Below are 18,674 nucleotides of genomic sequence, written 5' to 3'. Positions count from 1 at the left end.
TACCTGGGCACTTAAAAGCAAAAGGCCGCTTCATCTGAAGCGGCCTTTTTTGTTGATTCTCAAATGGAAGATTTGCTGCAAAACCAGTGGTTCGTGGGTTCGTGGTTCGACAAGCTCACCATGAGGGAGAGCGAGGATGCAAGGCTAATCGCGGAGATTGCTGATCAAAAGGTTGCAGAATATAGCTCCCCTTCACCACCCCTCTCCCTCATGGTGAGCTTGTCGAACCACGAACCACGAACCAAGACCCCACACATCACCGATTTGGCAGGGTACTACTCACCGCGCTCAACTCTCAGCCGGTTCCAATATTCGATACGCTTGCGGATTTCGCGTTCAAAGCCGCGCTCGGGTGGATTGTAGAAAGTCTGACGGCCAAGGGCATCGGGAAAATAGTTCTGGCCGGAAAATGCTTCGGGCTGATCATGATCATAGGCATAGCCTTTGCCATAACCCTCACCCTTCATAAGCTTTGTCGGCGCATTCAGAATGTGTTTGGGCGGCACAAGCGACCCATTCTCTTTGGCCACCCGCATCGCTGTGGCAAACGCCGTATAAACAGCATTCGACTTGGGCGCAGTGGCCAGATAGACGCAAGCCTGCGCCAGAGCCAGTTCACCCTCGGGTGAGCCCAGATAATCATAGGCGTCCTTGGCAGCGTTACAGATAACCAAAGCCTGCGGATCGGCGAGACCGATATCCTCGCTTGCCATACGCACCAGACGCCTGCCGATGAACAGTGGGTCTTCCCCCGCATCAAACATACGGCAGAGATAATATAGCGCCGCATCGGGATCAGAACCGCGCACCGATTTGTGCAGGGCTGAGATCAGGTTGTAGTGGCCGTCCTGCCCCTTGTCATAAACGGGAGCACGGCGCTGTACGATCTGCTGCACGCGCTCTACATTGAAAACTTCCCCTTCGCGTGCCGCGCGCCACACTTCCTCGGCCAGCGTCAGGATTGCCCGGCCATCGCCATCGGCCATGCGCACGAGGCTCGCCCGTGCTTCCTCATCAAGAGGTAATGGCTTGCCTTCGTGCTCCTCGGCGCGCTGCATCAGTGCTATAAGGCTGGCTTCGTCATGCGGATGAAAAACAAGGACACGCGCCCGCGACAAAAGAGCGGCATTAAGCTCAAATGATGGGTTCTCCGTCGTGGCACCCACGAGAACAATCGTCCCGTCTTCCATGACTGGCAAAAAAGAATCCTGCTGGGCACGGTTGAAACGATGAATCTCATCGACGAACAATAATGTCTGGCGACCGGACATTTTTCGTGCCCGCGCCATCTCGAAAACCTTTTTCAGGTCAGCCACACCGGAAAAAATCGCCGATATCTGTTCGAAGGCAAGATTGGTTTCGCCCGCAAGCAAACGCGCGACGGTGGTCTTGCCGGTGCCGGGCGGGCCCCAGAAAATCATCGATCCCAGCGAGCCCGATGCGATCATGCGCGTCAGGGCACCTTCGGCTCCGGTCAGGTGCTCCTGACCGGTCACTTCACCAAGAGATCGCGGACGCAAACGGTCGGCAAGCGGCCTGCTCCGGTCCGAAGCCGGATCGTCCTTCGCCGAAAATAGATCCGTCATTGCCCTGCAAGCCTCATCTAGCGAATGATCTGGCGGATGATGGCACCGCCGCGTTCAAACTCGAAACGCCACAATACGGGCGAGCTGGACATCACTGCGGTCAAATCTGCGACCGTGGTGATATCGCGACCATTGACCTTGCGCACAATATCGCCTGGTTGCAAACCAATGCGAGCCGCCGGGGTATTGGGGAAAATCTTCTCGACCGCAACACCTGTGGTGTCGCCGGATAGACGCAGGCGCGTCGCACTGCTTGGTGTGAGCGTAATAACCTGCGCGCCGGAAAGCGGGTTCTTGCCTTGAATCACCGCCTTGCTGCTTGGATCATCTGGCCTTGGCTTCTCCAGAACCAGAGAAATCACTTTTTCCTTGGACCTGCTCAGAACGCCAAGCTTCACAGTCTTGCCAATTCCTGCGGTCGACAGGCGATATCCAAGTCCATCAAAATTTTCGATACGGAAATCGTCCACGGACAAAACCACATCACCAACCAGAAGTCCGCCCTTTTCAGCCGGTCCATCCTTGACCACACTTGTTACCAAGGCACCATAAGGCTGCTTCATTCCAAGACCTTCGGCGACATCAGACGTTACGTTCTGGAACGTCGCGCCAATATATGGGCGTTGAAATGTGTCGCCGCCCTGCTTTGCCGTGTCGACAACGGCGCGCACCATGTTGGATGGAATGGCAAAACCGATACCGACAGAACCGCCGGAACGGGAGAAAATCGCTGTATTGATACCGACAAGCTTACCATCCATGCCAATCAAGGCACCGCCGGAATTGCCGGGATTAATCGCGGCATCGGTCTGGATGAAGAAGTCAAAATCAGAAATACCGACCCGGGTGCGGGCTTGTGCCGAGACAATGCCGCTCGTCACCGTCTGACCAACACCAAAAGGGTTGCCAATTGCCAGAACGAGATCACCGACCTCGACCTTATCGGAGTCGGCAAGTTGCAGGACGGGAAACTGCTCATTCGCATCAATCTTCAGAATGGCAAGATCGGTCGATTCATCTTTGAGAAGAACCCGCGATTCAAATTCACGCCCGTCTGACAGCGCGATCTTCACGGTCTCCGCATCGCGGATAACGTGGTTGTTGGTGACAACGATACCGGACGGATCGACAATCACACCGGAACCGAGCGAGGATTGAATACGTGGCGGGCCATTGAATTTGCCGCCGAAGAACTGTTCGAAGAAGGGATCACCGGAGAAAGGCGAGCGCTGCTGCACTTCACGCGCCGCGTAAACATTGACAACCGCTCCCGCAGTCTGTTTGACAAGCGGCGCAAAGGACAATTGCGTATCCGCACGGGTTGCCGGAACCTGCTTTGTCGTATCAACAGCCGTTTGCGCGTAAACTGGCGCTGTCATACCGGACACAAGTGCCGAGCAAATAAGAAGCGTCCGTGCTGATAGTGCAATTCTGGAAGAACTCATATCGATCTCCTGTACTGATGAATCAGTAAAGCTTGTCAATCCAATGTGCTGAATTTCATAGGAGATACCAGCCATGAAACAAAGCAAATTTGAGACATTCAAAGCAGCTTGGCCATTGCGCCCATATTTTCAGCCGCCTCGGCAAATTTGCGGTCCAGAGTATAGATGGTGGCCCCATGATGAATAGCAACAGCCAAATGCAATGCATCACCGGCTCTTATCCCGGCAGCATATTGATCAGCTATCTGAGCAGCGGAGCGAAACTGTGCCCCCGCGATAGGCAAAGTCTCAAATGACTCACGAACCAGACGATGAAAGGCTGCAAGGGAACTGTTCCGGTGCTGCACTTCCAGCTGTTTCATACGCACCTTGAGCGAGAGTGCTGAAGAAAACTCGGTGATGGTCCAATCACTCACCGCCAAAGGCTCTGCGTGCCGTGCGCCGAGAAAATCAAGCATTCGCTCGGTTTGGCTTTCCGCAGTCAATGCTGCAACAAGAACCGACGTATCAATATAGAGCATCAGTAGCGATCATCGTCGCGCATTTTGCGCACAAACTCACTAGCCGGTTCTGTCTGTACAGGCATCTTTTCCGTAAGCTTCCGCAAAACCGCAACATCGACAGGTTTACGCGCTGCCTTGGCTGGCACCAACCGGGCCACCAACTTGCCTCGACGCAAAATATCCACTGTTTCCCCGGCTTCCACCTGATCAATCAAATCGCTCAAATGCGCTTTTGCTTCGACAAGATTAACCGTGCTCATCACTCGCTCCTGACCATTTAACTGGTCATATATAACGCGGGCCGTGCAAAAATTCAATTATGCGAAGGTTATAGCAAAACAGAAAAGGGGCCCGTAAAGGCCCCTATCCTTAAATCCACAAATGCAAAGCGCAGATTATGCGGCTTCAGCTTCGCTTGCCTGTTCAGCAGCAACGCGGGCCAAATCCTTGGAACCCTTGGCGCTGACATCACGATCAACGAATTCGACCACTGCGAGCGGTGCATTGTCACCGGTACGGAAGCCTGCCTTCATGATGCGGATGTAGCCACCATTGCGCTGGCCATAGCGCGGAGCAAGCGTGTCAAACAGCTTTGCTACGAGCTTGGCATCGCGGATTGCCGAGATCGCCTGACGACGAGCATGCAGATCACCGCGCTTGCCGAGTGTGACAAGCTTTTCAACGATTGGACGAATTTCTTTAGCCTTGGGCAGCGTTGTAACGATCTGCTCATGCTCAATCAATGATGCAGCCATATTGGCAAACATCGCCTTACGATGGCTGGCAGTCCGGTTAAGCTTGCGGCCTGAATTACCGTGGCGCATGAGCCTTCTCCTTCAATTTCTCTTTTCGGGCTCACGGCCCGGGCTTTGTTGTCGGGCAAAAGCCCGGGTTCTTAATACTGGTCTTCGTAACGCTTCGCGAGATCTTCAATGTTTTCTGGCGGCCAGGATGGGACTTCCATACCAAGATGGAGACCCATGGAAGCCAGAACTTCCTTGATTTCGTTCAGCGACTTGCGACCAAAGTTTGGTGTGCGCAGCATTTCTGCTTCTGTCTTCTGAATAAGATCGCCGATATAGACGATATTATCATTCTTCAGGCAGTTTGCCGAGCGTACGGAAAGTTCGAGTTCATCGACCTTCTTGAGCAGAGCCGGATTGAATGCAAGTTCAGTGACCTGTTCCTGCTGTACTTCCTTCTGCGGCTCGTCGAAGTTGACGAAGATCGCCAGCTGGTCCTGCAGAATGCGTGCTGCATAAGCAACAGCATCTTCACCGGAGATCGAACCATCAGTCTCGATCGATAGGATCAACTTGTCATAATCGAGAACCTGTCCCTCACGGGTGTTTTCGATCTTGTAGGACACCTTGCGAACCGGTGAGTAGAGGCTATCAACCGGGATCAAGCCGATTGGCGCATCTTCTGCACGGTTGCGGTCAGCCGGAACGTAACCCTTGCCGGTGTTAACGGTGAATTCCATACGGATTTCAGCGCCTTCATCGAGCGTGCAAATAACGTGTTCCGGATTGAGGATTTCGATATCGCCAACCGTCTGAATGTCGCCAGCCGTTACAACGCCGGGGCCTTCCTTGCGGACGACCATGCGCTTCGGACCGTCGCTCTCCATATGGATAGCGATTTCCTTGATGTTGAGGACAATGTCCGTCACATCTTCACGAACGCCGGGGATCGATGAGAATTCATGCAGAACACCATCAATCTGAACGGCAGTCACGGCAGCGCCGCGCAGTGAAGACAGAAGCACACGGCGCAGAGCATTGCCGAGCGTCAAGCCAAAGCCGCGTTCAAGCGGCTCAGCGACAACAGTTGCCTTTGTCTTCGAGCCGGAGGTCTGGAACTCGACCTTGTTCGGCTTGATCAATTCTTGCCAGTTTTTCTGGATCATCTAGTTTTTCCCTATCCTTGCCATGCCACCATCCAATCGTGGCAATGAAGCGTGGAAACCGTAGAGGAACTGAATTTCAGCTCATACGGCCAAATCTTGTCGAAACAGATTAGACGCGGCGACGCTTGCGCGGGCGGCAACCATTGTGCGGGATCGGTGTCACATCGCGGATCGATGTAATCGTAAAACCAGCAGCCTGGAGTGCGCGCAGAGCAGATTCACGGCCGGAGCCCGGTCCGCAAACTTCAACTTCGAGCGAACGCATGCCATGTTCCTGTGCCTTCTTGGCACAATCTTCAGCAGCCATCTGTGCAGCGAAAGGCGTGGATTTACGTGAACCCTTGAAGCCCTGCGCACCGGCGGAGGACCAGGCAATTGCATTGCCCTGCGCATCCGTGATGGTGATCATCGTGTTGTTGAATGTCGAATTAACGTGGGCAACGCCCGACGAAATATTTTTACGCTCGCGGCGGCGAACGCGTGTGGCTTCCTTGGCCATAGTAGTCCTTTCAGTTGATCTCGACGCCTCCGTATTTCCAGAGGCTCCACCATGGTTTCAGTTAAAGTGCGAAACCGGCACTGTGTCTCTGCAAAAGCAGAACCGGCGCAGCGAACCGCGCCGGAGTGATCTTACTTCTTCTTGCCGGCGATTGCCTTGGCAGGACCCTTACGGGTACGCGCATTGGTGTGCGTACGCTGGCCACGAACTGGCAGGGAGCGGCGATGACGCAGACCGCGGTAGCAGCCCAGATCCATCAGACGCTTGATGTTGATGGAAACTTCACGACGCAGATCACCTTCTACCTGGTAATCACGATCGATGGTTTCACGAATCTGCAGCACTTCGGCATCGGTCAACTGATTGACACGACGCTCTGCAGGAATGCCGACTTTAGCGACGATTTCCTGTGCAAATTTTTGACCAATCCCGTGAATGTACTGAAGCGCGATAACAACGCGCTTATTCGTCGGGATGTTGACGCCAGCAATACGAGCCACGTCTGTTCTCCTTGTTAACCGGCAGAGCTGGGCAGTCAACGCGACCGGCCAGATGACGGGATGAAAATGATATCCGGGACAAACACAAACGATCAGCCCCGAACCTGCTTTACCGGATCGGCGCCGATCGCTTCATATCCAAGCGAATTTCCGCCGTCTTTGAAGGAATCGCTTCGAAAAGTCAACTCCTCCCGTACATTTTTGTCGGAATCTAAAGTTCCGCCAAAATCTTCTCGATCGATTTGGTGACTTCTTCGAAGTCTGCCATCCCATCGACCTTCTTCAGCTTGCCCTTGGCATAGTAGTAGCCAATCAGGGGCGAAGTCTGTTTGTAGTATGCTTCGAGCCGCGTGCGGACCGTTTCAGCATTGTCATCGGGACGCCGCTTGAATTCCGTCGAACCGCATTTGTCGCACACTCCCGGTACCTTGGGCTGCTTGTTGGTGTCGTGATAACCCGTACCGCACTTGGCGCAGGTATAACGACCAGAGATTCGTTCGACGAGCACATTGTCGTCGACCTCAAGCTCGATAACACAATCAAGCTCAAATCCCTTATCCGACAGCATGTCCCCCACAGCATCGGCCTGGACAAGTGTCCGGGGATAACCATCAAGAATAAAGCCATTGGCTGCATCGGGCTGATCAATGCGCTCTGAAACGATCGCATTGACGATTTCGTCGGATACCAGCTTGCCGGCATCCATGACAGCCTTGGCGCGCAAACCGACATCGGTTCCGGCTTTGACTGCATCCCGCAACATGTCTCCAGTGGAGAGCTGCGGTATCCCTAGTTTCTCTACCAAGCGCTGAGATTGAGTTCCCTTACCTGCCCCCGGTGGTCCGAGAAGTATTAATCTCATCTGTTCCGCTTCCCTCCACGGAGCTTAGACTTCTTGATAAGCCCCTCATATTGATGCGCGATCAGGTGACCCTGGATCTGTGCAACCGTATCGAGCGTGACGCTCACGACAATCAGCAGCGATGTACCGCCGAGATAGAAAGGAACGCCAGCCCAGGAAATCAGGAACTCCGGCAGCATGCAGATCAATACGAGATAGGCTGCGCCGAGAACCGTGATGCGGGTCAAAACGTAGTCGATATATTCGGCTGTACGTTCACCGGGACGAATGCCGGGAATGAAGCCGGAATGCTTCTTCAGCTGATCGGCAGTGTCCTTGGGATTGAAGACAAGTGCCGTGTAGAAGAAGGCAAAGAACACGATCATCGCAGCGTAGGAAGCCATGTAGAGCGGCTGGCCATGACCAAGCGAAGAAAGGATCGTCGTCGCCCAGCCCGGAAGGTTCTGGTTGTTGGCAAAACCGGCAATGGTGGCAGGCAGAAGCAACAGCGAAGACGCGAAGATCGGAGGAATAACACCAGCCGTATTGAGCTTCAGCGGCAGGTGCGATGTATCGCCCTGGAACATGCGATTGCCCACCTGACGCTTCGGATACTGGATCAGAAGACGGCGCTGCGCACGTTCAACAAAGACGATGATACCAATAACTGCAATCGTCAGAACAATGATTGCAAGGATGATAGGTGTAGACAAAGCGCCGGTACGGCCAAGTTCCAGCGTGCCAGAGATGGCCTGTGGAAGGTTTGCAACAATACCGGAGAAGATGATCAGCGAAATACCATTGCCGATACCGCGCGCTGTAATCTGTTCACCCAGCCACATCAGGAACATGGTTCCGCCAACGAGGGTGATAACGGTCGAAAACAGGAAGAATGGTCCGGGATTGGTGACAATGCCCTGACTGCCCTGCAGACCAACAGCAATGGCATAAGCCTGAACCGTCGCCAGCAGCACCGTGCCATAGCGCGTATACTGGTTGATGACCTTGCGGCCCTGCTCGCCATCTTTCTTGAGCTGCTCAAGCGCCGGAATAACCGACGTCATCAGCTGAACGATAATCGACGCAGAAATGTAGGGCATGATGCCGAGCGCAAAGATCGCCATACGAGCGACCGCGCCACCAGCAAACATGTTGAACATGCCCAGAATGCCCTGCGCCTGATGATTAAAGGCCTGGGCATAGGCACCAAGATTAATGCCGGGAAGCGGAATATAGGTTCCGAGCCGGTAAACCAGCAATGCGCCTAATGTAAACCAAATGCGCTTTTTGAGCTCTTCGGCTTTGGAAAAAGCAGAGAAATTAAGATTGGAGGCGAGCTGTTCAGCGGCTGATGCCATAAGTAGTCTCCGGTCTGCGCCCGTCAGGCACTGACGGTCCTACCCAGATATGTGCCGTTACTGCGCCGAGCATTCCCAATCGGAATAAGGAATGCATCAGCACCAGGATTTTCCCATCATATTTACCAAAAGAACAATGCGGGATTTTTTTGGTAAATATGATCGGGCAAGACAAGATACAAGCGGCGACCCGGAAGGCCGCCGCTCATTTCATAGATTTATTCTGCAGCTGCTGCAACAGCAGGAAGCTTGACCGAACCGCCAGCCTTTTCGATCTTTTCAATCGCGGCCTTGGAAGCGCCAGCAACTTCAACCGTCACTGCAACCTTGATATCGCCGCCGGAAAGCAGACGGACACCGTCTTTTGCACGGCGGATAATGCCAGCAGCCTTCAGGGTTTCAATCGTGATTGCAACCTTGGCATCGAGCTTCTTGGCATCGATAGCAGTCTGGATGCGGCCAACAGATACTTCATTGAAGTTCTTCATGAAGATGTTGGTAAAACCGCGCTTTGGCAAGCGACGGTAAAGTGGCATCTGTCCGCCTTCGAAGCCGTTGATGGCAACGCCGGAACGGGACTTCTGGCCCTTCACACCGCGACCGGCAGTCTTGCCGGAGCCGGAGCCGATACCACGGCCAACGCGCTTGCGAGCCTTGGTGGCGCCTGCGTTTTCACTCAGATCATTGAGTTTCATTTGATCAATCTCCGGAGTTCTTAAGCCTCGTCCACAACGCGGACGAGATGCTGAACTTTCGCAATCATGCCACGGACGGAAGGTGTATCTTCCAGAACCCGGCGACGATGCATTTTATTGAGGCCCAGGCCAACAAGCGTTGCACGCTGTTCTGCCGGACGGCGGATAGGGCTGCCGATCTGTTCGACCGTAACCGTCTTACCCTTCTTCTTCTCAACCATGACTTATATCCTTTAGTCTACAGCCAGCGGGACCGAGATCCCTGCCCTGCTGCGCCAGCTTCTGGCCTATTCTTCCGAACCGACCACGTCGCGGCGACGAGCCTGCAGTGTGGAGTACTTGATACCGCGCTGGGCAGCGATGTCCTTGGGATGCATCTGGTGCTTCAAGGCATCGAATGTCGCACGAACCATGTTGTATGGGTTCGACGAGCCGAGCGACTTGGCAACAACGTCCTGTACGCCCAGTGTCTCGAAGACAGCGCGCATTGGACCACCGGCGATGATACCTGTACCAGCTGTTGCTGCACGAAGCAGAACCTTGCCGGCGCCATGACGGCCATGAACATCGTGATGAAGTGTACGGCCTGAACGCAGCGGTACGAAAATCATCTCGCGCTTGGCAGCTTCAGTGGCCTTGCGGATAGCTTCCGGCACTTCACGTGCCTTGCCATGACCAAAACCAACGCGGCCCTTCTGATCGCCAACGACGACGAGAGCTGCGAAACCAAAACGCCGGCCGCCCTTGACGACCTTGGCGACGCGGTTGATGTGAACTAGCTTGTCAACGAATTCGCTATCGCGCTCTTCGTTGCGGCCGCGATCCTCGCGGTTCCGTTTTTCCTGTGCCATGCTCCTAATTCCTTTTTCTTTTCCGGTAGCACGAATGATAGTAGCGAAATCCGGCTTACAGGAGACAAGCCCCTGCAGTCCCGGATCTCGAAAGTTTTTGCCTTAGAAGCTGAGACCAGCTTCGCGAGCAGCTTCAGCAAGTGCCTTTACACGGCCGTGGTAAATATAGGCACCACGATCAAAGACAACTTCCTTGATGCCAGCCTTGACAGCGCGCTCTGCAACGAGCTTGCCGATCAGGGCCGCAGCATCCGAATCTGCACCGGTCTTCAGCTTGCCCTTAAGGTCAGCTTCGAGAGTGGATGCGGATGCAATAGTGTGACCACGCGCATCATCAATGATCTGCGCATAGATATTCTTCGAAGAACGGTGGACGCTGAGCCGCGGACGGTCACCGGCAACCGCCTTGAGCTGGCGGCGAACACGCGAAGCGCGACGCTGAATGATTTCTTTCGGCGATGCCATGACACGAATTCCTTACTTCTTCTTACCTTCTTTGCGAACGATCTTCTCGCCCGCATACTTCACGCCCTTGCCCTTATAGGGTTCTGGACCACGATATTCGCGGATCTCAGCGGCAACCTGACCAACCTGCTGCTTGTCGATGCCGGTGATGACGATTTCCGTCGGCTTCGGCACAGCAACTGTAATACCTTCCGGTACCTGGTAGACCACTTCGTGGCTGAAACCGAGCGACAGCTGGACATTCTTGCCCTGCATAGCCGCACGATAACCAACACCATTGATCTCGAGACGCTTTTCAAAACCGTCCTTAACACCTGTGAAGATGTTGACGATCATCGTGCGGCTCATGCCCCACTTCGACCGTGCGGTCTTGCTGCTGTCACGCGGATCAACGCGAACGGCGTTATCTTCGAACTTGACCAGAACTTCGTCATTGGCGACAAAGCTCAGTTCACCCTTGGGGCCCTTGGCCTTGATGGTTTGGCCGTCAACGCTGGCGGTTACGCCGGCTGGGACTGCCACTGGTTTTTTACCGATACGAGACATTTTTCAAACCTTTTCCAGCCAGCGCTTAGAATATACGGCAGAGCAATTCGCCGCCGACATTCTGTTCACGTGCCTCGTGGTCTGCCATCACACCCTTCGGTGTCGACAGGATCGAAATACCAAGACCGTTCGCAACCTGCGGGATCGACTTGACCGAAACGTAAACGCGACGGCCAGGCTTCGAAATACGGGTAATCTCACGGATTACTGGTACATTCTCAAAATACTTCAGTTCGATTTCGATTTCGGACTTGCCGTTTTCGAAATCAACCTGGCTGTATCCGCGGATATAACCTTCGGACTGAAGAACATCCAGAACGCGTGCGCGCAGCTTGGAAGCAGGTGTAGAAACCTTGCCCTTTTTGCGCATGATTGCGTTACGGATACGTGTCAGCATATCGCCGAGAGGATCTGTCATAGACATCTGTCTTCTCCCTTACCAGCTCGACTTCACGATGCCAGGCACCTGGCCGAGCGAACCCAGCTGGCGCAATGCGATACGCGACATTTTCAGTTTGCGGTAAAAACCGCGCGGACGGCCCGATACTTCACAACGATTGCGAATACGAACCTTGGTGGAATTGCGTGGCAGTTCTGCCAGCTGGATAGTCGCGCGGAAGCGCTCATCCAGAGGAAGCGACTGATCCATCACGATTGCCTTCAAACGAGCACGCTTTGCAGCAAACTGCTTGACGAGCAAACCACGGCGCTTGTTCTTTTCGACTGCGCTAGTCTTTGCCATTTCAAATACCTCGCTACGCTTGCCGTTACTGGCGGAAGGGGAAGTTGAAGGCGCGCAAAAGAGCGCGTGCTTCATCATCCGTCTTTGCAGTCGTGCAAACGATGATGTCCATGCCCCAGATCTGATCAACCTTATCGTAGTTGATTTCCGGGAACACAATGTGTTCCTTGATACCCATGGCAAAGTTGCCACGACCATCAAAGCTCTTTGGGTTCAGACCGCGGAAATCTCGAACGCGCGGCAGCGCGATCGTGATCAGACGATCCAGAAATTCGTACATACGCTCTTTACGAAGTGTAACCTTCGTGCCGATCGGCATATTCTCACGTACCTTGAAGGTAGCGATCGAATTACGCGCCCGGGTAATAACCGGCTTCTGACCAGCAATCAATGCCAGATCTTCAGCTGCGACAGTTGGCTTCTTGGAATCAGCAGTCGCTTCACCAACGCCCATGTTAAGAACAACTTTGGTGATGCGTGGAATCTGCATCTCGTTGTCATATTTGAACTGCTCGAGAAGATCCTTACGTACCACTTCAAGGTACTGCTTCTTCAAGCGTGGTTCGATCTTTGCAGCTGGATTAGCCATCGATCTGGTCTCCCGAACGCTTTGCTACACGTACCTTGTCGCCGTTCTCGAGGACCTTGAAGCCAACACGGGTCGGCTTGCCATCCTTCGGGTCGGCAATAGCAAGATTGGACAGATGGAGCGGCGCTTCTTTCGAAATAATGCCAGCTTCCTGAGTCTGTGTCTGCTTCTGGTGACGCTTGACAACGTTGATGCCGCGAACAAGCGCCTGCTCATCCTTCGGCAAAACTTTGATTACTTCGCCGGTACGACCTTTGTCCTTACCAGCAAGAACGACAACGCGGTCGCCTTTACGGATTTTCTGCATCGTCTGCTCCTTTAGAGTACTTCTGGAGCCAGCGAGATGATCTTCATGTGGTTCTTTGCGCGAAGTTCGCGCGGAACCGGTCCGAAGATACGCGTGCCGATAGGCTCTTTCTTGTTGTCGATCAGGACTGCAGCGTTCTTGTCGAAACGAATAACGCTACCATCTGCGCGACGGATGTCCTTGGCTGTGCGAACAACCACAGCCTTCATCACGTCACCCTTTTTAACACGGCCGCGCGGAATTGCTTCCTTGATCGAAACGACAATAATGTCGCCGACCGAAGCATACTTCCGCTTCGAGCCGCCCAGCACCTTGATGCACATGACACGACGGGCGCCGGAATTATCCGCGACGTCGAGGTTTGTTTGCATCTGAATCATGACTAGCCGCCTTCTTCTTGTTCAACCGGACTGGGCTTTCCTTGCCCCTCGCGATTGTTGCGTACTTACATACAGATAGTTAATTAACTCGCCGGGGCGTCTGTTACGACAACCCAACGCTTGTCTTTCGAAATCGGCTTCGATTCCTGAATGGAAACGGCATCGCCGACCTTGAACTGGTTGCTCTCGTCGTGCGCCTTGTACTTCTTGGACTGGCGCACAGTCTTCTGGAGGAGCGGGTGCGAATAGCGCCGCTCGACCTTGACCACGACGGTCTTGTCGTTTTTGTCGCTGACGACAACGCCCTGCAGAATGCGTTTAGGCATGGTTTTCTTCCTTAAGCCTTGCTCTCGACCGCTTTCTGGCGGGCGACTGTCTTGATGCGCGCTATATCACGGCGGATCTGCCTGACACGAGCGGTTTTTTCCAACTGACCGGTTGCTTTCTGGAAGCGCAGATTAAACTGCTCTTTCTTCAGGCCAGCCAACTCTTCATTCAACTGATCGAGGCTCAAGGCCCGGACTTCTGCGGATTTCATAACATCCACCCCTTATTCTGCGATGCGCTGAATAAAGCGCGTCTTGACCGAAAGCTTGGCAGCACCAAGGCGAAGAGCCTCACGAGCCACGTCTTCCGGAACGCCGTCGAGTTCAAACATGACGCGGCCTGGTGCTACACGGGAAGCCCAGTAGTCCACGGAACCCTTACCTTTACCCATGCGGACTTCGGTAGGCTTCGATGTTACTGGCACATCCGGGAAAATCCGGATCCACACACGGCCCGCACGCTTCATGTGACGGGTAATTGCACGGCGAGCGGCTTCGATCTCACGCGCGGTAACGCGGTTCGGCTCGAGGGCCTTCAGGCCGAAAGCACCAAAATTAAGATCCGTGCCGCCTTTCGACGCGCCGTGGATACGGCCCTTGAACTGCTTGCGGAACTTTGTGCGCTTAGGCTGCAGCATTGTTCTCTACTCCAAAATTCTCTTTCCGGAAAGACGCTATTTTAAGCGTTTTCGCGGCGACGGTTCTGACCCTGATGACCATCACCTTCAACAGCGCGACGTTCGGAGGCCATTGGGTCATGCTCAAGGATCTCGCCCTTGAATACCCAGACCTTGACGCCGCAGATGCCGTAGGCGGTGTGTGCTTCAGCAGTTCCGTAATCGATATCGGCACGAAGTGTATGCAAAGGCACACGGCCTTCACGGTACCATTCCATACGCGCAATTTCCGCGCCGCCAAGACGACCCGAGCAATTGATACGAATGCCTTCTGCACCAAGACGCATGGCCGACTGAACGGCACGCTTCATGGCACGGCGGAATGCAACACGGCGTTCCAGCTGCTGAGCGATGGACTGCGCAACCAGTACTGCGTCTGTTTCCGGCTTGCGGACTTCAACGATATTGAGAGTTGTGTCCGCGTTTGTCATTTCTGACAGCTTGCGGCGCAGCTTCTCGATATCGGCGCCCTTCTTGCCGATGATCAGACCTGGACGTGCAGCATGGATCGTAACGCGGCACTTCTTGTGCGGACGCTCGATCACCACCTTGGAAATGGCAGCCTGCTTCAATTCGTCCATCAGATACTTGCGGATCTTCAGGTCTTCATGCAGCAGCTTGCCGTATTCACCTGTGTTCGCGTACCAACGCGAGTCCCAGGTCCGGTTGATGCCAAGGCGGAAGCCAACCGGATTAATCTTCTGGCCCATTATGCGGCCTCCCCTTTTTCCTCAACTTCGCGGACAACGATCGTCAGATGCGAGAATGGCTTCTCGATCCGGCTTGCACGACCGCGACCACGAACGTGGAAACGCTTCATCACGATTGACTTGCCAACATAGGCTTCAGCAACAACCAGAGCATCAACATCCAGGTCATGGTTGTTTTCTGCGTTGGCAATAGCTGATTCGAGAGTCTTTTTCACCGTTCCTGAAATCCGCTTGCGCGAAAATTCCAGATCGGCAAGAGCGGCGTTAACCTTCTTGCCACGGATCATAGCCGCCACCAGATTTAGCTTCTGAGGGCTGATACGGAGCGTACGGGCAACGGCTTTCGCCTCGTTGTCCTTAAGCTGGCGCGGAGCCTTAGCCTTGCCCATCTTTATTTCCTCTTCGCTTTCTTATCCGCGCCATGACCGTAATAGGTACGCGTCGGAGCGAATTCACCAAACTTGTGACCGATCATCTCTTCGTTGACCGAGACCGGCACATGCTTGTTACCATTGTACACACCGAAGGTCAGACCGACGAACTGTGGCAGGATCGTGGAGCGACGGCTCCAGATCTTGATAACTTCACTGCGACCGCCCTCACGTACCTTCTCAGCTTTCTTGAGAAGATAGCCATCGATGAACGGGCCTTTCCAAACTGAACGAGCCATTTCAGACTACCTCTCTTACTTCTTGCGCTGATGACGCGAACGAGCGATGAACTTGTCCGTCGACTTGTTGGAGCGCGTCTTCTTGCCCTTCGTAGGCTTGCCCCACGGAGAAACTGGATGACGACCACCGGACGTACGACCTTCACCACCACCGTGCGGGTGATCAACCGGGTTCATGGCAACACCGCGAACGTGCGGGCGCTTGCCAAGCCAACGGCTGCGGCCTGCCTTACCAAGGCTGATATTGCCATGGTCAGGATTGGATACTGCACCGACCGTGGCAAAGCACGAACCGTGGACGAGGCGCTGTTCACCTGAGTTCAGGCGAAGGATTGCCATGCCCTGATCGCGGCCAACGAGCTGCGCATAGGTACCGGCGGAGCGAGCAATCTGACCGCCCTTGCCTGGCTTCATCTCCACATTGTGGATGATGGTGCCGACCGGGATCGACGACAATGGCATCGCATTGCCTGGCTTAACGTCTGTCTGCGCGCCAGCAATAACGCTGTCGCCAACAGCCAAACGCTGCGGAGCCAAGATGTAGCTCAACTCACCGTCTTCGTAGCGGATGAGAGCAATGAATGCGGTCCGGTTCGGATCGTATTCAAGGCGTTCAACCTTGGCAGCCACGTCATGCTTGCGGCGCTTGAAATCTACAAAGCGGTATGTGCGCTTGTGACCACCACCCTGATAGCGTGCAGTCACGCGACCGGAGTTGTTACGACCACCCTTTGAATGAAGACCTTCAGTCAAAGCCTTGACAGGCTTGCCCTTGTAGAGCTCCGAACGGTCCACAATCACCAGCTGACGCTGGCTTGGTGTGGTTGGATTATAATGTTTGAGTGCCATTGTCTTTACTCCACGGCCCCTCAGAGACCAGTCGAAACATCGATCGACTGCCCTTCGGCAAGCGTCACGACTGCTTTCTTGACATCACTCTGGCGCCCGACGATGCCGCGGAACCGCTTCACCTTGCCTTTGCGCACAGCTGTATTGACTGCAGTAACCTTCACGCGAAACAGCGCTTCGACTGCGGCCTTGATTTCCGGCTTCGTTGCCTTGCGGGCTACGTTGAAGACGACCTGGTTATGTTCAGAAACCAGGGTCGACTTTTCCGTAATAACCGGGCTGACGATCACGTCGTAGTGGCGAAGATCGGTCATTTGAAACGCTCCTCGAGAGCTTCAACTGCAGCCTTGGAAAGCACGAGCTTGCCGCGACGCAGAATGTCGTAAACATTGATGCCCTGAATTGGCAGAACATCGATGTTCGGGATGTTCGAAGCAGCGCGACGGAAATTCGCATCAATCTCGGCACCGCCGATGAGAAGCGCATTTTCGAAGCCCAGCTTGGCGAACTGCGAAACAAGTACCTTTGTCTTTGCGTCAGCAGAGGCCAGATCATCGATGATGATGAGTTCTGAAGCCTTTACCTTGGCAGACAGGGCATGACGGAGCGCAAGAGCGCGAACCTTCTTCGGCAAGTCATGATCGTGGCTGTGAACAACCGGACCATGAGCCTTACCACCGCCGCGGAACTGCGGAGCACGTGCCGAATGGTGACGGGCGCGGCCCGTACCCTTCTGCTTGTACATCTTGGCGCCGGTGCGTGCGATTTCCGAACGACCCTTTGCCTTGTGTGTTCCCTGCTGCTTGCGGGCGAGCTGGTAACGGACCATGCGCTGAAGGATATCGTCGCGTGGCTCAAGACCGAAAATCTCTTCCGAGAGTTTGACCTTGCCGGCGTCTTTGCCTTCAAGTGTTGTAATTGTGAGATCCATTATTCGGCTCCCTCGGTTGTCTGAGCTACTTCTGCATCAGACACAGCTGCTGCGGTGTTTGCGGCCTGGCGAACACCAGCTGGCTTGGGAGCAGAAGCTGGCAGCGCTACCTTCATGGCATCGCGAACCAAAATCCATGCACCCTTGGAACCAGGAACAGCACCACGAACCAGAATAAGACCACGATCCAGATCAGTCGAAACAACTTCGATGTTCTGGGTCGTCACGCGGGTCTGACCCATGTGACCGGCCATCTTCTTGCCCTTGAACACTTTACCCGGGTCCTGACGCTGACCGGTCGAACCGTGAGCGCGGTGAGTTACCGAGTTACCGTGTGTGGCGCGGTGACCACCGAAGTTGTGACGCTTCATCGAACCGGCAAAACCTTTACCGATCGATGTACCCGTCACATCAACCTTCTGACCAACGACGTAATGCTCGGCCGTGATCTCAACACCGACATCCAAGAGGTTGTCAGCAGAAACGCGGAACTCAGCCACTTTCGCCTTTGGCTCAACAGAGGCCGTCGCGAAATGACCGCGCAGTGCCTGTGTTGTATTCTTTACTTTGGCCAGGCCAACACCGAGCTGAACGGCAGTGTAGCCATTCTTCTCGACTGTACGCTGAGCCACAACCTGACAATTCTCCATCCGGAGTACTGTCACCGGCACATGCTCACCTGCGTCATTGTAGACGCGAGTCATGCCCAGTTTCTGTGCAATTACACCTGAACGCATCGGTTCGTCCTTCCGTCCTCAAGCCTTACAGCTTGATCTCGACATCAACACCAGCGGAAAGATCGAGCTTCATCAGCGCGTCTACTGTCTGCGGGGTTGGGTCTACGATATCGAGAAGACGCTTATGAGTGCGCATCTCGAACTGTTCGCGGCTCTTCTTGTCGATGTGCGGCGAGCGATTAACCGTGAACTTCTCGATCCGCGTAGGAAGCGGGATCGGTCCGCGCACATTGGCACCGGTACGCTTGGCAGTCGACACGATTTCCCGCGTCGAATCGTCAAGGATCCGATGATCAAACGCCTTGAGGCGAATGCGGATGTTTTGACCGTTCATTTCATCTTTTCCTTGTTTAGCGGAGACGCCTATAACAGGCGTCCCTGCATAAAACCTTAATATTATTCAATGATCGAAGCGACGATGCCGGCACCTACGGTGCGGCCACCTTCACGGATAGCGAAGCGAAGCTTCTCTTCCATTGCGATCGGCACGATCAGCGTCACATCAACAGAGATGTTGTCGCCGGGCATAACCATTTCCGTGCCTTCCGGCAGGGTTAC

At 54.3% G+C, this 18,674-nt stretch carries 31 protein-coding genes and 1 pseudogene; all 32 read right to left on the bottom strand.

Features of this window, described 5'->3' with window-relative positions:
- Window positions 1-275: 275 nt before the first annotated feature.
- On the bottom strand, window positions 276-1,586 hold the full coding sequence (locus tag FHW17_RS16800) for a replication-associated recombination protein A (RefSeq protein ID WP_112526667.1): 1,311 nt from the start codon (window positions 1,584-1,586) through the stop codon (window positions 276-278).
- 17 nt (window positions 1,587-1,603) lie between these two features.
- Window positions 1,604-3,031 (bottom strand): DegQ family serine endoprotease, encoded by a 1,428-nt coding sequence (locus FHW17_RS16795; RefSeq protein WP_182510378.1) that lies wholly within the window; start codon window positions 3,029-3,031, stop codon window positions 1,604-1,606.
- Window positions 3,032-3,129: 98 nt separating this feature from the next.
- A complete protein-coding gene (locus tag FHW17_RS16790) occupies window positions 3,130-3,552 on the bottom strand; it encodes a type II toxin-antitoxin system VapC family toxin (RefSeq protein WP_182510377.1) in 423 nt (140 codons plus the stop codon).
- The gene (locus tag FHW17_RS16785; RefSeq protein ID WP_182510376.1) at window positions 3,552-3,794 is read right to left on the bottom strand and encodes a type II toxin-antitoxin system prevent-host-death family antitoxin; all 243 of its coding nucleotides are present in this window, start codon (window positions 3,792-3,794) and stop codon (window positions 3,552-3,554) included. The genes FHW17_RS16790 and FHW17_RS16785 overlap by 1 nt, the downstream gene beginning before the upstream one ends.
- Before the next feature lie 135 nt (window positions 3,795-3,929).
- A complete protein-coding gene (gene rplQ, locus FHW17_RS16780; RefSeq protein ID WP_091876971.1) occupies window positions 3,930-4,358 on the bottom strand; it encodes a 50S ribosomal protein L17 in 429 nt (142 codons plus the stop codon).
- A 71-nt stretch (window positions 4,359-4,429) separates the two neighbouring features.
- Window positions 4,430-5,443, bottom strand: coding sequence for a DNA-directed RNA polymerase subunit alpha (locus FHW17_RS16775; protein WP_112526662.1), 1,014 nt, complete (start codon window positions 5,441-5,443; stop codon window positions 4,430-4,432).
- A 109-nt stretch (window positions 5,444-5,552) separates the two neighbouring features.
- A complete protein-coding gene (gene rpsK / locus FHW17_RS16770; RefSeq protein ID WP_008124952.1) occupies window positions 5,553-5,942 on the bottom strand; it encodes a 30S ribosomal protein S11 in 390 nt (129 codons plus the stop codon).
- Between the two features lie 131 nt (window positions 5,943-6,073).
- Window positions 6,074-6,442 carry a 30S ribosomal protein S13 gene (gene rpsM / locus FHW17_RS16765; protein WP_112526660.1) on the bottom strand — a complete coding sequence of 123 codons (369 nt, stop codon included), beginning with the start codon at window positions 6,440-6,442 and terminating at the stop codon, window positions 6,074-6,076.
- A gap of 211 nt (window positions 6,443-6,653) precedes the next feature.
- Window positions 6,654-7,304, bottom strand: coding sequence for an adenylate kinase (locus FHW17_RS16760; protein WP_112526658.1), 651 nt, complete (start codon window positions 7,302-7,304; stop codon window positions 6,654-6,656).
- On the bottom strand, window positions 7,301-8,641 hold the full coding sequence (gene secY, locus FHW17_RS16755; RefSeq protein ID WP_091876978.1) for a preprotein translocase subunit SecY: 1,341 nt from the start codon (window positions 8,639-8,641) through the stop codon (window positions 7,301-7,303). The genes FHW17_RS16760 and secY overlap by 4 nt, the downstream gene beginning before the upstream one ends.
- 218 nt (window positions 8,642-8,859) lie before the next feature.
- Window positions 8,860-9,336: a 50S ribosomal protein L15 gene (rplO, locus tag FHW17_RS16750; protein WP_112526656.1), complete on the bottom strand. Its 477-nt coding sequence runs from the start codon at window positions 9,334-9,336 to the stop codon at window positions 8,860-8,862.
- A 20-nt stretch (window positions 9,337-9,356) separates the two neighbouring features.
- Window positions 9,357-9,557, bottom strand: coding sequence for a 50S ribosomal protein L30 (gene rpmD / locus FHW17_RS16745; RefSeq protein WP_091876981.1), 201 nt, complete (start codon window positions 9,555-9,557; stop codon window positions 9,357-9,359).
- Between the two features lie 66 nt (window positions 9,558-9,623).
- Window positions 9,624-10,187, bottom strand: a complete 564-nt coding sequence (gene rpsE, locus FHW17_RS16740; RefSeq protein WP_091876982.1) for a 30S ribosomal protein S5 — start codon at window positions 10,185-10,187, stop codon at window positions 9,624-9,626.
- A gap of 102 nt (window positions 10,188-10,289) precedes the next feature.
- Window positions 10,290-10,652, bottom strand: a complete 363-nt coding sequence (rplR, locus tag FHW17_RS16735) for a 50S ribosomal protein L18 (protein WP_091876984.1) — start codon at window positions 10,650-10,652, stop codon at window positions 10,290-10,292.
- Between the two features lie 12 nt (window positions 10,653-10,664).
- Window positions 10,665-11,198 carry a 50S ribosomal protein L6 gene (rplF, locus tag FHW17_RS16730; protein ID WP_091876986.1) on the bottom strand — a complete coding sequence of 178 codons (534 nt, stop codon included), beginning with the start codon at window positions 11,196-11,198 and terminating at the stop codon, window positions 10,665-10,667.
- A gap of 25 nt (window positions 11,199-11,223) precedes the next feature.
- Complete coding sequence (gene rpsH / locus FHW17_RS16725; RefSeq protein ID WP_091876988.1) at window positions 11,224-11,622, bottom strand: 30S ribosomal protein S8; 399 nt, start codon at window positions 11,620-11,622, stop codon at window positions 11,224-11,226.
- Between the two features lie 12 nt (window positions 11,623-11,634).
- Entirely contained in the window at window positions 11,635-11,940 is a 306-nt protein-coding gene (gene rpsN, locus FHW17_RS16720; RefSeq protein ID WP_112526654.1) for a 30S ribosomal protein S14, read from the bottom strand.
- 25 nt (window positions 11,941-11,965) lie between these two features.
- On the bottom strand, window positions 11,966-12,529 hold the full coding sequence (gene rplE / locus FHW17_RS16715; protein ID WP_112526652.1) for a 50S ribosomal protein L5: 564 nt from the start codon (window positions 12,527-12,529) through the stop codon (window positions 11,966-11,968).
- The gene (gene rplX, locus FHW17_RS16710; RefSeq protein ID WP_091876995.1) at window positions 12,522-12,836 is read right to left on the bottom strand and encodes a 50S ribosomal protein L24; all 315 of its coding nucleotides are present in this window, start codon (window positions 12,834-12,836) and stop codon (window positions 12,522-12,524) included. The genes rplE and rplX overlap by 8 nt, the downstream gene beginning before the upstream one ends.
- An 11-nt stretch (window positions 12,837-12,847) precedes the next feature.
- Window positions 12,848-13,216 carry a 50S ribosomal protein L14 gene (rplN, locus tag FHW17_RS16705; RefSeq protein ID WP_068881785.1) on the bottom strand — a complete coding sequence of 123 codons (369 nt, stop codon included), beginning with the start codon at window positions 13,214-13,216 and terminating at the stop codon, window positions 12,848-12,850.
- Between the two features lie 83 nt (window positions 13,217-13,299).
- A complete protein-coding gene (rpsQ, locus tag FHW17_RS16700) occupies window positions 13,300-13,542 on the bottom strand; it encodes a 30S ribosomal protein S17 (protein ID WP_091876997.1) in 243 nt (80 codons plus the stop codon).
- An 11-nt stretch (window positions 13,543-13,553) separates the two neighbouring features.
- Window positions 13,554-13,754 carry a 50S ribosomal protein L29 gene (gene rpmC, locus FHW17_RS16695; RefSeq protein ID WP_091876998.1) on the bottom strand — a complete coding sequence of 67 codons (201 nt, stop codon included), beginning with the start codon at window positions 13,752-13,754 and terminating at the stop codon, window positions 13,554-13,556.
- Window positions 13,755-13,766: 12 nt separating this feature from the next.
- Complete coding sequence (gene rplP / locus FHW17_RS16690) at window positions 13,767-14,180, bottom strand: 50S ribosomal protein L16 (RefSeq protein WP_091877000.1); 414 nt, start codon at window positions 14,178-14,180, stop codon at window positions 13,767-13,769.
- Window positions 14,181-14,221: 41 nt separating this feature from the next.
- Window positions 14,222-14,929, bottom strand: a complete 708-nt coding sequence (gene rpsC, locus FHW17_RS16685; protein ID WP_091877002.1) for a 30S ribosomal protein S3 — start codon at window positions 14,927-14,929, stop codon at window positions 14,222-14,224.
- Window positions 14,929-15,318 carry a 50S ribosomal protein L22 gene (rplV, locus tag FHW17_RS16680; RefSeq protein WP_091877004.1) on the bottom strand — a complete coding sequence of 130 codons (390 nt, stop codon included), beginning with the start codon at window positions 15,316-15,318 and terminating at the stop codon, window positions 14,929-14,931. The genes rpsC and rplV overlap by 1 nt, the downstream gene beginning before the upstream one ends.
- Before the next feature lie 2 nt (window positions 15,319-15,320).
- Complete coding sequence (rpsS, locus tag FHW17_RS16675) at window positions 15,321-15,599, bottom strand: 30S ribosomal protein S19 (RefSeq protein ID WP_008124912.1); 279 nt, start codon at window positions 15,597-15,599, stop codon at window positions 15,321-15,323.
- 15 nt (window positions 15,600-15,614) lie between these two features.
- On the bottom strand, window positions 15,615-16,448 hold the full coding sequence (rplB, locus tag FHW17_RS16670) for a 50S ribosomal protein L2 (protein ID WP_112526650.1): 834 nt from the start codon (window positions 16,446-16,448) through the stop codon (window positions 15,615-15,617).
- A 20-nt stretch (window positions 16,449-16,468) separates the two neighbouring features.
- Window positions 16,469-16,762, bottom strand: coding sequence for a 50S ribosomal protein L23 (locus FHW17_RS16665; protein ID WP_091877007.1), 294 nt, complete (start codon window positions 16,760-16,762; stop codon window positions 16,469-16,471).
- Window positions 16,759-17,379 (bottom strand): 50S ribosomal protein L4, encoded by a 621-nt coding sequence (gene rplD / locus FHW17_RS16660; protein WP_091877008.1) that lies wholly within the window; start codon window positions 17,377-17,379, stop codon window positions 16,759-16,761. The genes FHW17_RS16665 and rplD overlap by 4 nt, the downstream gene beginning before the upstream one ends.
- Entirely contained in the window at window positions 17,379-18,116 is a 738-nt protein-coding gene (gene rplC / locus FHW17_RS16655; RefSeq protein ID WP_091877010.1) for a 50S ribosomal protein L3, read from the bottom strand. Before rplC ends, rplD begins: the two co-directional genes overlap by 1 nt.
- A 25-nt stretch (window positions 18,117-18,141) precedes the next feature.
- Window positions 18,142-18,450, bottom strand: a complete 309-nt coding sequence (gene rpsJ, locus FHW17_RS16650; RefSeq protein WP_008124902.1) for a 30S ribosomal protein S10 — start codon at window positions 18,448-18,450, stop codon at window positions 18,142-18,144.
- Between the two features lie 62 nt (window positions 18,451-18,512).
- Window positions 18,513-18,674 (bottom strand): annotated as a pseudogene (gene tuf, locus FHW17_RS16645) (elongation factor Tu); the annotation flags it as partial.

Origin of the sequence: Phyllobacterium sp. P30BS-XVII (assembly GCF_014138335.1) — a bacterium.
In the GTDB taxonomy this organism is placed as follows: domain Bacteria; phylum Pseudomonadota; class Alphaproteobacteria; order Rhizobiales; family Rhizobiaceae; genus Phyllobacterium; species Phyllobacterium meliloti.
The sequence above is the reverse complement of the archived record's forward strand: the minus strand, read 5'-3'. Positions and strand labels throughout refer to the sequence as shown.